General features: G+C 71.5%; 12 protein-coding genes. 1 reads left to right on the forward strand and 11 read right to left on the reverse strand.

Going from position 1 to position 13,287, the window contains the following annotated elements; genetic code table 11:
- Positions 1–103: 103 nt before the first annotated feature.
- The 11 genes from Sfr03f_RS06395 to Sfr03f_RS06445 all read right to left on the reverse strand — a co-directional run bounded on the left by Sfr03f_RS06395 (position 104) and on the right by Sfr03f_RS06445 (position 11,750).
- A complete protein-coding gene (locus tag Sfr03f_RS06395) occupies positions 104–751 on the reverse strand; it encodes a hypothetical protein (protein ID WP_108952691.1) in 648 nt (215 codons plus the stop codon).
- Positions 748–1,644, reverse strand: a complete 897-nt coding sequence (locus Sfr03f_RS06400; protein WP_159105563.1) for a carbohydrate kinase family protein — start codon at positions 1,642–1,644, stop codon at positions 748–750. The genes Sfr03f_RS06395 and Sfr03f_RS06400 overlap by 4 nt, the downstream gene beginning before the upstream one ends.
- Positions 1,641–2,081, reverse strand: coding sequence for an NUDIX hydrolase (locus tag Sfr03f_RS06405; RefSeq protein WP_108952693.1), 441 nt, complete (start codon positions 2,079–2,081; stop codon positions 1,641–1,643). Before Sfr03f_RS06405 ends, Sfr03f_RS06400 begins: the two co-directional genes overlap by 4 nt.
- 74 nt (positions 2,082–2,155) lie before the next feature.
- Complete coding sequence (locus tag Sfr03f_RS06410; protein ID WP_108952694.1) at positions 2,156–3,295, reverse strand: radical SAM/SPASM domain-containing protein; 1,140 nt, start codon at positions 3,293–3,295, stop codon at positions 2,156–2,158.
- A 1-nt stretch (position 3,296) separates the two neighbouring features.
- Positions 3,297–4,637, reverse strand: coding sequence for a nucleoside monophosphate kinase (locus Sfr03f_RS06415; protein ID WP_108952695.1), 1,341 nt, complete (start codon positions 4,635–4,637; stop codon positions 3,297–3,299).
- Positions 4,637–6,601, reverse strand: coding sequence for a phosphoribosyltransferase (locus tag Sfr03f_RS06420; protein ID WP_108952696.1), 1,965 nt, complete (start codon positions 6,599–6,601; stop codon positions 4,637–4,639). The genes Sfr03f_RS06415 and Sfr03f_RS06420 overlap by 1 nt, the downstream gene beginning before the upstream one ends.
- Entirely contained in the window at positions 6,598–7,854 is a 1,257-nt protein-coding gene (locus Sfr03f_RS31080; RefSeq protein ID WP_245967424.1) for a class I SAM-dependent methyltransferase, read from the reverse strand. The genes Sfr03f_RS06420 and Sfr03f_RS31080 overlap by 4 nt, the downstream gene beginning before the upstream one ends.
- Positions 7,847–9,340, reverse strand: coding sequence for a Rossmann-fold NAD(P)-binding domain-containing protein (locus tag Sfr03f_RS06430; protein WP_159105564.1), 1,494 nt, complete (start codon positions 9,338–9,340; stop codon positions 7,847–7,849). The genes Sfr03f_RS31080 and Sfr03f_RS06430 overlap by 8 nt, the downstream gene beginning before the upstream one ends.
- Positions 9,340–10,224, reverse strand: coding sequence for a GNAT family N-acetyltransferase (locus Sfr03f_RS06435; RefSeq protein WP_159105565.1), 885 nt, complete (start codon positions 10,222–10,224; stop codon positions 9,340–9,342). Before Sfr03f_RS06435 ends, Sfr03f_RS06430 begins: the two co-directional genes overlap by 1 nt.
- A gap of 35 nt (positions 10,225–10,259) precedes the next feature.
- Positions 10,260–11,141 (reverse strand): phosphotransferase, encoded by an 882-nt coding sequence (locus tag Sfr03f_RS06440; RefSeq protein ID WP_159105566.1) that lies wholly within the window; start codon positions 11,139–11,141, stop codon positions 10,260–10,262.
- A 78-nt stretch (positions 11,142–11,219) separates the two neighbouring features.
- A complete protein-coding gene (locus Sfr03f_RS06445) occupies positions 11,220–11,750 on the reverse strand; it encodes a DUF6415 family natural product biosynthesis protein (protein ID WP_245967425.1) in 531 nt (176 codons plus the stop codon).
- A 147-nt stretch (positions 11,751–11,897) separates the two neighbouring features.
- Here Sfr03f_RS06445 and Sfr03f_RS06450 point away from each other — a divergent pair, with 147 nt between their 5' ends.
- Positions 11,898–13,286 (forward strand): NsdA family TPR-like regulatory protein, encoded by a 1,389-nt coding sequence (locus Sfr03f_RS06450; protein WP_174721536.1) that lies wholly within the window; start codon positions 11,898–11,900, stop codon positions 13,284–13,286.
- Position 13,287: the final 1 nt, after the last annotated feature.

The raw sequence follows: 13,287 nt of genomic DNA on the forward strand, positions 1-13,287 counted from the left end.
ATCATTTGTCCGCAACGTGAGACGAGCCGGACCGGCGTGCTGGTCACCCTGAGCGGAGGGAGACCAGCACACCGGTTGCCGCAGCGGTGGCGGCGCGGGGGCGTCAGATGAGGCCCCAGTCAGAGAGGTTGGAGAGGACCTCCTGCATGCGGGTCTTGCCCATGCGCTTCTTCTCCGCCTCAGCCGGGTCCTCCTTGGCCGCGCCGTACTGCCACCAGGAGCGTCCGGTGTCGCGGTCGCTGACCAGGAAGCGGTCTTTGAGCGCGGGGCCGCGGATGATGAGGGTGACGGTGTGGGGCTCGGCCACGGCCGCGTGGATCATCCGGTGGTGCAGCGTGTAGGAGTCGCCGGCCTTCTCGGTGCGGACCATGTACGGCTGGAGACCGGCGACGTCCATGTCCTCGTCCAGGATGTCGTCGAGGCCGTAGAGCGTGTGGCGGTAGCTGCCGCGCAGGATCCGCGAGGAGTACGTCCACCGGTGGTTGTGGGGCCGGTCGTAGTAGCCGGGCAGGAAGACGTGCAGGCGCAGGCGCCATCCGGCCGGGTCGTCGTGGAGGACCAGCTTGTCGAGGATGTCGTAGTGCTCCGACAGGTTGTTCAGCCTGCTGTCGCCGGGCACCCGGTGGGCCAGGGTGTGCAGCAGGTCGCGGTTGTCCGCGAGCTCTTCGAGGACCTTGCTGGTGGCGGCTTCGACGGTGGGGGTGTCGTTCCAGTCGAGGTCGGCCAGGGGCCTGGTGAGCGAGCCGATCATGACGCGGTCCTTTCTCGAACGGTCGGTGAGGGACTGGCTGCGCAGTGGGCGGTGCCCGCCGCGCAGGCACGGTGCAGGGCAGTGGTCAGGTCCTCGCCGCGGAGGTGAGCGGCTGCGAGTTCGGCGGAGAACGCCGCGCCCGCGCCGTGGGTGTGCACGACGTCGACCCGGTCGGCGGGCATGTGCTGCCGACCCGTTCGGGTGACGGCGACGGCGCCGAGCGCGCCCATGGTGACCACGGCGGCCTCCGGCTGGAGGTCGTCCAGCAGGGCGTGCGCGATCTGCACAGCATCGGGTGACCGCGCCTCGGGCACGCTCGTCTGCACCACGTGCAGGCGGGCCTGCCTTGCGGCATCGCGGAGTTTCGCGTGGACGAGGTCACCGCCCAGGTTGAGCAGCACCGGCGTGCCCGCGGCACTCGCGGTGCGCAACGCCTCGGCTGCGGCCTCGGCGATGACCGTGTAGCCGTCGACGTACGCCAGCCGCGCGTGGGCCAGGGGAGCGGTGTCCGCCTGGTGGAGGCCGGCGTAGGCGTGGGTGAGGTCGGCGAACCAGGTGCGGGTGCCGGCGTCGTCGGTGACCACGGTCAACTGGGGTGTGCGCCGGGGCGCGTGCACGCCATCGGCAGGGTGGTGGACTCCTGCGGCGTTCAGCGCGCTGGTCGTCCACCGGCCGGTGGGGTCGCTGCCGGTCCTGTTGGCCACCAGCGCGGTGCGCAGCCCGGCCTGGGCACAGGCGCGGGCCACGAGCGGCCCGTCCGCGGCGAGTGAGGACGCCGTCCAATTCACCTCGGCGCCCTGGTTGGCGCCGGGGTAGCGGGTGACGTGGAGGACCTGGGCGTGCGCCAGGTAGCTGAAGGACGCCAGGTCCCACCATGTTCGCGGTGTGGTCACCGCTGTTCCCAGCCCCGCTCGGACTCGAAGACGCCCTTGTCGATGTGGGCGAGCGCTTCGGCGGCGTAGGGGATCATCTCGGGCAGGGCGTCGGTGGCGAACCACTGCCATCCGGCGCATTTGTCCTCTTCGAGGTTGGTGATCTCGCCGCTCCAGCGGGTGGGCTCGTAGAAGAGCGCCATGCGGCCGCTGTTGGTGTAGTGGTGCATGACGTGAACGAGCCGGATGTCCTCCGGCGCGATGCTGATGCCGGCCTCTTCGAGGGCCTCGCGGAGCACGCCGCGGCTGGCGGGTTCGCCGTCCTCCAGGTGGCCGGCGATGAAGTGGAAGGCGCCGTCCATGTAGCCGGTGTTGCGGCGTTCGCCGAGCAGGACGCGGCCCTGATCGTCGCGCAGGACAAGGTGGAGGTCGACGCAGGATTTGTAGCGGTCGGACACGGTGTTTCTCCTTCGGGTGTGTGAGCGTCCGGGCAACGGGCAACGAGGTCGGGCGATCAGGGGTTGTGCGGTGGTCAGTTGGCGGGGACGGACTTCCACAGGCGGCACACGGGAACGATGTCGGGATAGGCGGCGCAGGAGGCGCGGCCGTCGACTATCTCCTCGGCGGGGCAGCCACCCATGCACGAGCCGGGGGCCTTGCAGTCGCCGCAGCCGCCGCCGGTCAGCGCGCCGGCGAACAGGTCAAACTCGTTGGCGCCCTTGTTCAGCTTCAGGCGTCCGTCGCGCATCTGGGCGAAGTGGAGGTCGGTGTCGAACAGGAAGGAACACACGTAGGCCCGGCCGTCGGGGAAGACCGAGATGCGGTCCAGGGTGCGGCCGATGCACCCGCGGTAGCCCTCCTTCTCGAAGCGCGGCATGTCCGCTCGGCGGGCGAAGGTGGGCTGGTACCAGACACGGGTCCGGTAACCCTGGGCGGCGTCGTGGAGGCGGTCGGTGAAGTCCAGCCACTCCGAGGGCTCCATGCCGTCCTCCGGGCTGCCGTGGCCACGGCCGATCACGGACAGCACGTGGTACTTGACCAGGCTCACACCGAACTCGTCGGCGAGGTCGAGGAGCTTGAGGCAGTCGCGTTCGTTGCGCTTGCTGACCGTGCAGATGATCCGGGTGTCGAAGCCGCGCTCGCACAGCTCCCGCACCGTCATCAGGGTCTCCTCGAACCTACCCGGCCCGCGAACCGCGTCGTGGGTGCCAGCGCTTCCGCCGTCCACGCTGATCTGCACGTAGGCGAAGTCGGCGGGATCCAGGCGCCGGAACTTGCGCAGCGCCGGGGCAAGCCCGTTGCTGGTGGTGATCACGTGCTCGTAGCCGAGATCGCCCGCGAGGCGGATGGTGTCCTCGTAACGGGGGTGGAGCGTCGGCTCACCGCCGAGGATGGTCAGCTTCGAGCCGCCCATCTGCCGCCAGAACTTCAGCGTCGACTCGATCTCAGGGAACGGCATTTTCAACGCCCGCTCCAAGCGCTCACCCATGTAACAGCCTGAGCAGCGGAGTTGGCAGGCTTCGGTGATGTAGAGGTACACGTTCCGGAACCGGCCGTACTCGACCCGGTCGATCTTCTTCGGCACCGGGGCAGTTGCGGGAGCTGGCATACGGGCGTGCCCGTACGCGTCGACGGGAGGACCGACGGACGGCATCGGCAGGGAAACGGCCATGTCAGGCGCGTCCTTTCGACAGAGGCGCGAACTGTGAACGGAGGGTGGAGAGGGCGGCGGCAACCACCAGCGGCTGCTCCTGGTCGGCATCGACGGTGTGCCAGGTGAATCCGCTCTCCTGCCACAGGGCGCGGATCGGGGCGGCGTGCTGCCGGTAGCGGACCAGGCGCTGGGCGGCGACGTCGGGAGCGTCGTTCATCCGCCGCTCCAACTCGCCGCCGCACGCGGCGCAGCAGCGGAGCAGGTCAGGCCGACGGGTGGCGGGCCGACGGCGCTGCGGGTCGCACCGGGGACAGACGACCCGATGCGCGATGCGATGCCGCAACACCTGGTCGGGAGCGGACAGTTCGAGGGCGACGCTGCGGCAGCCGGTGGCGGACAGGTCCCGCAGCAGAGCGCGGGCCTGACGGGAAGTGCCGGGGTATCCCTCGAGCAGCAGCACGCCGTGGCCGGAGGCGTGCCGGTGCAGGGCACGCTGGACGAGCACGGTGGCCACATCGTCCGGCAGCCACCCCAGCGGATCGCGGCGCCCGGCCATCGCCCGCGCCACCCCGGGATCCGTGCGGGCCTGCCGCTCGGCGAACTCCCGCAAGCGGAACACCTGCGCCCCGCATTCCTCGACAAAGGCGGCTGCCAGCGTGCTCTTCCCGCTCCCGGGCGGCCCCAGGAGCAGGACAACGTCGGCCGAGCCACTGCTGACTGGGTCCGCATCAGCGATCTGGGCCCGGCACCAGGCGGAGAGGTCGGCCGGAGTGGCCAGCAGATGATCTGGCTCGGAGGTGACCAAGTCGTCGCGGCCCGCGTAACCGTAGGCGACGGCGACGGCCTTCAGGCCCGCGGCGCGAGCGTGCCGGACATCGCTGCTGGTGTCGCCGACGTACGCGCTCGCCCCGTACCGGTCACGCAGCGCGCACAGCTTGTCGGTCTTGCCGCCCGGCTCGTCACGGGAGAGCAGCAGCCGGGGCATCGCCTTCTCGGGAAGATCCCGGCCGAGCAGGGCGCGCACAGTGATGCGGTGGCTTCCGGTGACCACCGCGTACCCGGGTCCGGCCGCCAGCTCGGTCAGGGGAGCGATCAGGTCGGGGATGATGCCGGACGGTTCGTCGACGGCGGTCTGCGCGGTGAGTTCCGCGTGTCGCTTCCAGAACCGCTCGGCGACCTCGTAGCCGATCCACCGGGTGAGGGAGGCGCTCAGTACCCCCTGATAGATGAGGGGCAGATCACCGGGACCGGCGAGGTCGGGAAGGTCCCACAGTCCCATTTCTGCCCGCGCGGCCTGGTAGCAGCGCCAGGCCCGGTGGCGGGAGTCGTGCAGGACGCCGTCGAAGTCGAAGACCAGCATCAGGGCGCCTCCTGCAGACGGACGGCCGGCACCCCGCACCAGAAGAGCTGCTGGGGGTGAGGCAGAAGCGAGGCGAGCTCAGTCAACGAGGTCTCGGCTTCGGGCCAGCGGGCGGGGGAGCCGAGCGGGGCGAGCAGGAGCGTGTCGCCCCGGTGCACCGGCAGGAATCGCTGGCCGGCCCATGTGGCGACGGCGCTCTCCGTCTTCTTCGACTCCGCCGCCGTCAGGCCCGTGCCTTCCTCGGCGGCCGGGGCGCCGTCGAAGGGCAGCCGGGGCTGCACCAGGGCATCCGGCGGCCGCTGCCAGCGGTTCACCACCCTCGGCGCGGCGGAGTCGGGACCGGTCTCGCCGTAGCGGAGGACCTTCTGGAGCAGCACGGCAGCGTTGCCCATGCCGCGCTGGAGCCGGAACGCCTCCACGGCTGCCTCGGCCGCGCGCTCGGGGTTGTAGGTTCGGGGAAGCTGCTCACCGCGGGCCATGCCGTAACACAGGAGAGCCACGGCGAGCGCCGCGTGCCACGCCTTGCCGCCCAGGCGCCGCTCGACGGATTCGGCGATGTCCTGGAGGTCGCGGCCGAAGGCCACGCTGAGGGCCGCGAGGTCGATCAGAGGCGTGAGCAGTTCGTTGTCGCGCCGGTAGGCGTGGGTGAGGTGTCCCGTCTTGCGGAGCCGCCCGTTGTCGTCGATCAGCCACTTCTCCGCCTCGCACCGGTTGTCGGGCAGCGTCGGGGCGTGAGCGGCGAGCAGATGGTGCAGCCTCTGGGCCGTGGCCGCCGTGTCCGTGGCGGTGCCGGCGTGGAGGGCCTGAGCGAGTGTGTGGAGCACCGCGGGTATCGGCGTGCGGGCGGTCGTCTCGACGGGGAGTTGTTCGGCGCGGGCGAGGACGTAGTCGACGGCCTCCTCCAGCAGGTGATGCTCGGGATCAGGCCCGAGCGGGCTGCCCAGTCGGAGCTCCTCGCTGAGTACGAGCGCCCGGCCGACGGCGAGCGTGGCCGGCGGAACAGGGCTGGACACCTCCGTGGCCGTGGCGCGTGCGGCGTCGCCGAAGATCCCCGGTGGCACCCAGCCCGCGACCGCCCGCTGGACACCGCCGGCGGTGCGGAGGCGGACGACGGCCCGGGCGGGGGAGCGGTGCCGCACTCCCGGCCACGGCGTCAGGGCGGAGTTCTCCCGCCCCGGCACAACGCCCACCACGGCCGGCGTGCGGTGTTCCGGCCCCAGCCATTCGGCGCAAGTGTCCATATAGGAGGCCAGCGCGTTCGGCTGGAGGCGGCGTGTGGACTGCCACCGCTCGCGCGGCAGCACGGTCACCTGGACGCCCGCGTCGCGCAGCGGACGTACATCGTCTTCGGTGAAGACGGGCACCAGGACCTCGACGCCGCCAGGTCCGGCCACCTCCTTGGCGAGGGCCAGCAGCGTGCGGCCGGTGAGTGGAGGGTCGTCCACCAGCAGCACGTTCCGGCCCGTCGTGAGCGGCGGCCCACCGCCGCCGGGCCGGACGCTCGTCAGCAGCGTGTCGACTCCCGCTGCCTTGAGTTGGGCCGCGACCAGCGGAGCCAGGTAGGCGCCCCCGGTGCGTACGCCCGCCACGAGTACCGGCTTGGTCTCGGTGTTGGTCTGCAGCCATCGCTCGGCGAGCGCGGTGGTGTCCTGCCACTCGACGCCTTGAACGGCCAGGGACGCCGGCATCCGCACGAGCGACTCGTCGCCCAGCAACCGGCCCGGGACACACTCCCGGCTCGGGGCGATCACGGTGTCCTCACCGGCCGTGAGGCGACGGGCCGTCCGTAAGGTCTTGACCTGCAGTAGGCCCGCGCCGGGCAGGCCCGTGTCGCAGACGCGGACCCACAGGGCGGTCAGCGATTCGTAGCAGCGCAGGGCCGGCATCGGCCGCCCCGCCCGGGAGACCAGCTCCCGGGCGAGACGTCCGACGGTCAGGGGCCCTGCGGCCTTCCGCTGGTTCATGCGACGGCCTCGCGGCGGGCCAGGGCGTGGACCAGGCGTCCGAGCTCGCGGTACGGGCTGCGGGTGGAGGCGGCCCACTCCGCCGCGAGCGCCGCCTGGTACTCGTCCTCCTCGGGCTTCCAGCCGTCGCGGTGATCGTGGAAAATCCGCACGCCCTGCCAGGGCAGAGGGGTGAGCCCGTTGGCCCGGGCGAGCTCGTCCAGGTGGGCGGGGGTGTCGCCACGCGTCGTGATGCCGAGGTTGCCCTGGCTGGCGGCCTGACTGGTCTCGATCTGCTCCTGGGCGGAGGCGTACTGGCCGCGCAGCGCCTCCCGCACACCAACCGCCAGCTGGTTCTTCGTCAGAATGCTCAGCACCCCGCCCGGTGCCACCAGCCGGGCGAGGTGGGCGGCCGGGGCTACAGAGTCGGGCAGGTACATCACGACGCCGTGGCAGCAGACGGCGTCGAACGAGACGTCGTCGAAGGGCAGGCTGTAGATGTCGCCCTCGGCCAAGGTGACCCGCTTGGCGAGTTCCGGGACGGCTGCGACGCGTTCGGCGGCGGTGGCGAGCATGCCCGCGGACTTCTCCACGCCGGTCACTTCGTGTCCGGCCGCCGCCAGTCGGAGCACCATCTCCCCGTCGCCGCACCCGACGTCTAGGACGCGTGCGGTCCGGTTGCCGAGTTCCGCGAGGACCCGGCGGGCGGTGATGTCGTGCCGCAGTCGGCCGCGGCCGCCGCTGGAGTAGTCGGCGTAGGCGCCGCCGACGGTGGCGAAGTCCGGGGACGTGGGGGAGGGGATGATGGTCATGCGGGTGCTCTCTTTCTCCAGTTCGGGCCAGTGCTCTACGAGGAAGCGGAACGAGGGGTAACGGCCGGCGGCCAATGCGGAGCCTGCCGCCCCCGAGGGGCGGAGCGTGCCGGAGCGGATCGCCTGCCGCAGCCGCACCAGGCGCGGTATTCGCCCGGCGAGCTGCGCCACGCGCGCCCGCGCCTCCGGCTGCGGGAGCCAGGCCGCCAGCTGATCGGGTCGCATCTCCTCCCACACCACGACGTCCGCCAGCTCCTCGCCCAAGCGCACGGCGAGCAGGTGCGCGACAGCAGTCGTCCCCGGCGACGGGCCGCGGTGCCCCAAGACGCTCACCGATCCCGGAAAGCCGGTGCGCAGGGCGGTGAGATGGTCGGCGAACACGGCGCCGAGACGGCAGGAGAGGCATCCACACACCGACCTCACGCCGGTGAGGTCGTTCAGGGCGAAGATCCGCTCACCCATGGCCGCCCCCGACGGGAGGGCCGTAGAGGCGGTAGTAGTCGTCGACGATGCCGGACTCGGCCAGGATCGCGTTGGTGGCCGCGAGGTTGTGGCCCGGCCGCAGCCGCTCGTCCCCGCCGGCCAGTGCCACCGCGCCGACCGCCAGGCCGGCGAGGACCAGATCGACGTACCGGTTCGACAAGGACTCGGCGTAGTGAAAATTGATCGGCATCCCATGCCCGAGGACGAGGATCCCCGGGCCGTCGGCGAGCTCGTAGCCCGTGCCGAGCACGCCGCGATCGGCCACCACGGCGCTGCCCTCGCGCAGCTCGTCCAGAGCGAACTCGTAGTCCCGGCTGGTGGTGCTCACCAGGACCGCGCCCTCGGGCAGCAGGCGCGCCTGCCGCAGACCGAAGCTGCCCCGGCCGGCGCAGCCCACCACCAGCTTGGGGCGGTGCGCGGCCACCAGGTCATCCAGTGTCCGACCGGTGAGAAAGCCCTCCTCGTGCCCCGCGACCAGGCGGGTGATGTCCGCGTCGAACACCGCAACCCGCATCCTGCGGGCCTTCAGCACCCGGGCGACCTCACTGCCGATCCTCCCGAAGCCCAGCACCAGGGCCGGCTGCCCCTCGAACTTCTCGTCCGGCAGCAGACGCAGCGTGTTGCGGACCGAGGCGTCCGCGATGCCGTAAGACTCGATCATCCCCTTCATGTCGCTCTCGGCGACACTGAACAACGGAAGCGGCAGCGTGAGCCCGTCCAGCTTCCGGATCCCGGACGTCGTCTGCTCCACCAGCCCGATGAAGTGACCGGCCGCGTTGGGCAGATCACGCAGTACCGCGGGCAGGACGTAGCCGCCGTCGTCCATGATCACGCTGCGCAGCCCGGCCGCCGTTACCCGGCCCACGTGATCGGCGATGCCCGCCAGCAGGTCGCTGTAGCGCCACACCGCGATCCCGTGCCGCCCGACCAGGTGCGCGTCGACGCGGTGGGTGTTCGCGTACGGGTACTCCTTGTCGATCACCGTCATGTGCGCGGCCTCCACCCCGAGGGCGAGGAGCGAATCGACGAGCACGAGGAAGTCCCTCATGTGGTGGATCGTCAGCAGCACGCCCACCCCGGCCAGCGGCTTGTCCGGCCACCGGGACGGCAGCCCGCTGGTCAGCGGCAGCTCCGCCACCGCCTTGCCGATCTCCGTCACGGAGAACGGCAGCTGCCGCACCGTCTCGAAGAACGCGTTGGCCTCGGCCTTCGTACCGTAGGAGAACGTCGCCACCAGACGGTGGGTCTGCTCGACGACTGCGGCAGTGTCGGACGGCGCCGCCAGCTCTAGGCGGCCCAGGCCGCCGCCGTCGAACGAGCACGACCACAATGCCGCGCCCGCATCCCCGTGGACGGCGCGGACTCCGGGCGTGTGCTCCAGCCGTCCGGCGAGCTCGTCCAGCAACTGCCGGGCCTCCGTGTCACCGGAGATGAAGTCGACCGTGTGGACCAAGGAACGAGACATCACGCTCTCCCACCGTTACTCGAGTCGAGATGCCCGGGAGTGTGGTCACCGGGCCGGACGAAGGTGTGGCAGCGGCCGACCACGCGCATGCTGCAGGCCGCGAAATCACCGGAGTCGCGCCGGACCACCGCGCGAACGTTCCTCAGCCCTTCACGACCGGCTACCGCGTGCGCCGCCCGGATCAGCCTCTGCCGGGCTTCGGGCGCCGCCCACAACTCGGCGAGCAGCAACTCACCTCGTCCGGCAGCCCGTTGGGGCAGAGCTAGCAGCAGCGATCCCGTGGGCGGATCGAGGAGCAGGTGCTCCTCCCGGAACCGGGCGTCGTCCCGCCAGCGCATCAGCGTGGCCGCAGCGAAGTGAGGGGCGTGGCCGCCGTACTGCTGGGCGGCGGCCGCGACATACTCCGCCAGGGCCGGCACCCGCTCGGCTGCGCCCAGCCTGTCGCCGGTGGGCGTGCCGTGCAGCACGGTGGCCGTCTCCAGCACATGCCATCCGGCGTCGGAGAAGAACTCGACGGCGCCCGGCCGGTCCTCCGGGACGTCGGTGCTCATCACGGGCCATGGGACAGCCGAAACGACCTGCTCGAGCAACTGCTTGCCCAGGCCCGACCGACGCGCGGAAGGACAGACGACTGGCCCCCAGAGCCGTGCCTGGGCTTCGCCCGGCTCCGGCCGGCGCACCGCACACCAGCCGACCAGCCCACCCCCCGCCCGCGCCAGCACGAGAACCGGAGGTTCACCTGTCAGCGCGTTCACCAGCCGCGACCACACCAGAGCCGCGTCGACCGGCCGGTCATCACTGAACCCGCGGATGCAGCGCTGCCCCAGCTCCGCCAACTCCTCGCACAACGCGGACGTCAGAGCGCCCACATGCTCAGTGAGCACCGGCCGTCCCGCCCTCACTCCTTCCGAGTGGCCCGTCATGAGCACAGCTCCCCACCGCGGGCCGAGGAGCCCAGCCACGCCGCCATCTCTGCGGCGGCCGGCCGGTGCGACGGAACCGGGCTCAGCGCCGCCTCCAGCACCGCACCGATCTGCCCGGGAACCCGGAACCGACGCCGAACCCCGGCGGCGATGGCCGAACGCTGCTCGACACGGGCGATGTCGTCCTCCCGCGGCCACGGCATGTCGATCACCGTGCGTCCCGTGAACGCCATCACGCAGGACGCCGCCAGGGACCACACGTCGCTGCTCGTGCTCGGCACCGGACGCCGCCCTGCCAGCACGGCAGCCGCGATCTCCGGCGGCTCGTACAGCACGGACTGACCCGGATGCGGAAAGTCGACCGGCGGTCTGCGCAGGCCCCGCAGTGGCTGCGCGAGAGCGAGATCTATCAACACGTCCGGCTGCCCGGGCGGGGTGAGGATGACGTGGTCCGGCTGCAGATCACCGTGCACCCAACCCGCTTCGTGCAGCGCGGCGAGAGCCGCCGCCGCGCGGAACGCCGACTCCCGCACCACCTCGTACGGGCTGTCCGGCGTGAGCGCCTCGTCGAGGCGGCGCCCCTCGTGCCAGTCCTGGACGTGCCAGGTCCCGGCGTCGGTCGTCCCGTCCACGGCCCAGCGCCCCAGCGCGCGCAGCACCTGCGCCTCCCTGACCGGCGCGAGAGCTACCCACCGGTTCGTCCCCCAGGCAGTTCCGGACTTCACGGCGACCTGGCGCTCGCCCAGGCGGGCGCGGACGACACGGGATCCGCCCCGGTCATGAACCAGGACCGGATCGGACAAGGGGAAGTCGGGATGGTCGATCACGGCCTCGAGCCGGGCGGGTCCGAGACCGTCGCGGATAGGTAAGCGAAGCACGAAGGAGTTCCTGTCTCGATGGATGTACCGGGAAGAAGATCAACCTGCAGCGTGGGCCGGTGGGCCCGCGTCTCGCGGCTACGTCCGCGGAACACTGGCGGCGATGATCAGGACGGTCAGCGCGAGGACGAAGACGACCCCGCGCACCACGTCGCGGCTCAACCGCCAAGGCCGGTGCTCGACCGGCGTGACCGCCTCCGTGCGGCGAGCCACCTCGGCCAGCTCCCGTACCGCCTCGGCCAGCCGGCGCAGATGTACACGGCTGGGAACGAAGCCTGCCGGAGGAGGAGCCGTGCTCAGCAGCTGCGCGCGGACCAGGACTGGGCCACCGCCCACGACGGCGGCCCCGAGCTCGGCGACGTGGCCGCGGAGGCGGGCCATCAGGTCGTGCACGTCCTGGTCGGTGTCCGGCAGCGGCGAGTCGTCGTCGAGCACCAGGGCGACGGTCTCCAGGGCGGTGGTCGCTACGTCCCGCTGGACCGCGTGCGTGGTCCGACGGCCGTCGTGCCGCTCCGCGAGCACCTTGCGGACCGTGCGAGCGACAGGACTCGCGGACGAGGAGAACACCGTGAACTCCCGAGCTGTTGACGTTGAAGTCGTTCGCGGCATCCGAGTACTCCTTCGGCTTCGAGGTGCCAAATGCGTGAGGAGGCAGCTACGTTGAGCGAACCGTGGATTCGGGCCCGGAGGAACGCTCGCCCGGCCCGCGAGGCTGTCAAAGCCGTCAAAGATCACTTCAGACCCGAGGGACGCTTCATGGCGCGAGCCCGAAACACCGCGCTCGCCTCGCGACTTGCCGAGGCCGGGTGGTCCCAGGCCGCAGCCGCGGCCGCGTTCGTCCGGGTGGCCAGGGAGAGCGGTGCGAGCGAACTGCTCGGCGTTTCCCGCTCGCACATCGCCATGTGGATCCAGGGCACCCGGCCGAGTGGGCAGGCGCCGCATATCCTGTGCGAGACGCTGTCCCGCAAGCTCGGCCGTCGGTTGACGTGGGAGGAGTTGGGACTTGGTGACGGCCCTGCCGGCCCTGCGCCCAGCGACACCGACTGGAGCGTCGATCCACTGACCGCGCTGGCCGAACTGGGAAGCGACGACCTCGACATGCACCGACGCAAGCTGCTGGCGACCGCTGCCTACTCCGCTGCCGGGCTGGCCGTCCCGACCGCCACCTGGTGGGCCGACGCTCCGGCCGCCGCCCAGGCCCGCCAAGCGGTGACACGCAAGACCGTTACGACCGCCGACATCGAGGATCTGCGGACACTGACTACGTTCTTTTCCGCCAGGGATCAGCAGCGTGGCGGCGCCACCGGCCGCTCGGCCCTCGTCGGTCACCTCCGTGATGAGGCCGCGCCCCTGCTCAGCAGCCGGTTCACGACCGAACGCCTGCGCCGTGACACGTACTCTGCCGTCGCGGAGATGACCTACCTGGTGGGCTGGATGGCCTTCGACGCTTCCGAGCACCGTGCCGCGCAGCGCTACCTCACCCTCGCCGCCCGCATCGCCGCCGAAGCCGGGGACGGGCCGCTCACCGGCCACATCCTCCGAGCACTCGCGCACCAAGCCGTTGACCTCGGCCATCCCCGCCAGGCCCTTGAGTTGGCCGACGCGTCCATGTCCCCGGACCGCTACGGCCAGGCCACCGCACGGGAGAAGGCACTGCTCGCCGTCGTCCACGCCCGGGCCCTGGCAGCCGGCGGCGACCGCGCCGGCACCCTCGCCGCCATCAACCGAGCCGAGCGGGACCTCTCCCGCGCAGACGCCGAGGAGGAGCCCGGCCGGGTCAGCTTCTTCCAGGAAGCCTCGCTCGCCCATGAAACCGCCTGCGCGCTGCGGGACCTGGGAATGCCGCGCGATGCCGAGAAGCACTTCCAGCGCAGCGTCGCCACCCGCCGCCGCCAGCTCTACGCCCGCACCCACAGCGTGACCCTCGGATACCTCGGCGCCGTACAGGTGCAGCAGGGCCACGTCGATGAGGCGTGCGCGACGTGGAGCCGCGCTCTGGACGCCATGACCGGAGTGCAGTCCGGACGCGCCCGGGATGTCATCGTCCGCATGCGGAGCGACCTGTCTCCCGTGCGCGGCCGCGGCGGCCGTCACATCGCCGAGCTCGACCGCCGTGCCCGGGAGACGTTGCGAGCCATAAGCTGAC

The sequence above is a fragment of the Streptomyces fragilis genome, assembly GCF_003112515.1.
In the GTDB taxonomy this organism is placed as follows: Bacteria; Actinomycetota; Actinomycetes; order Streptomycetales; family Streptomycetaceae; genus Streptomyces; species Streptomyces fragilis.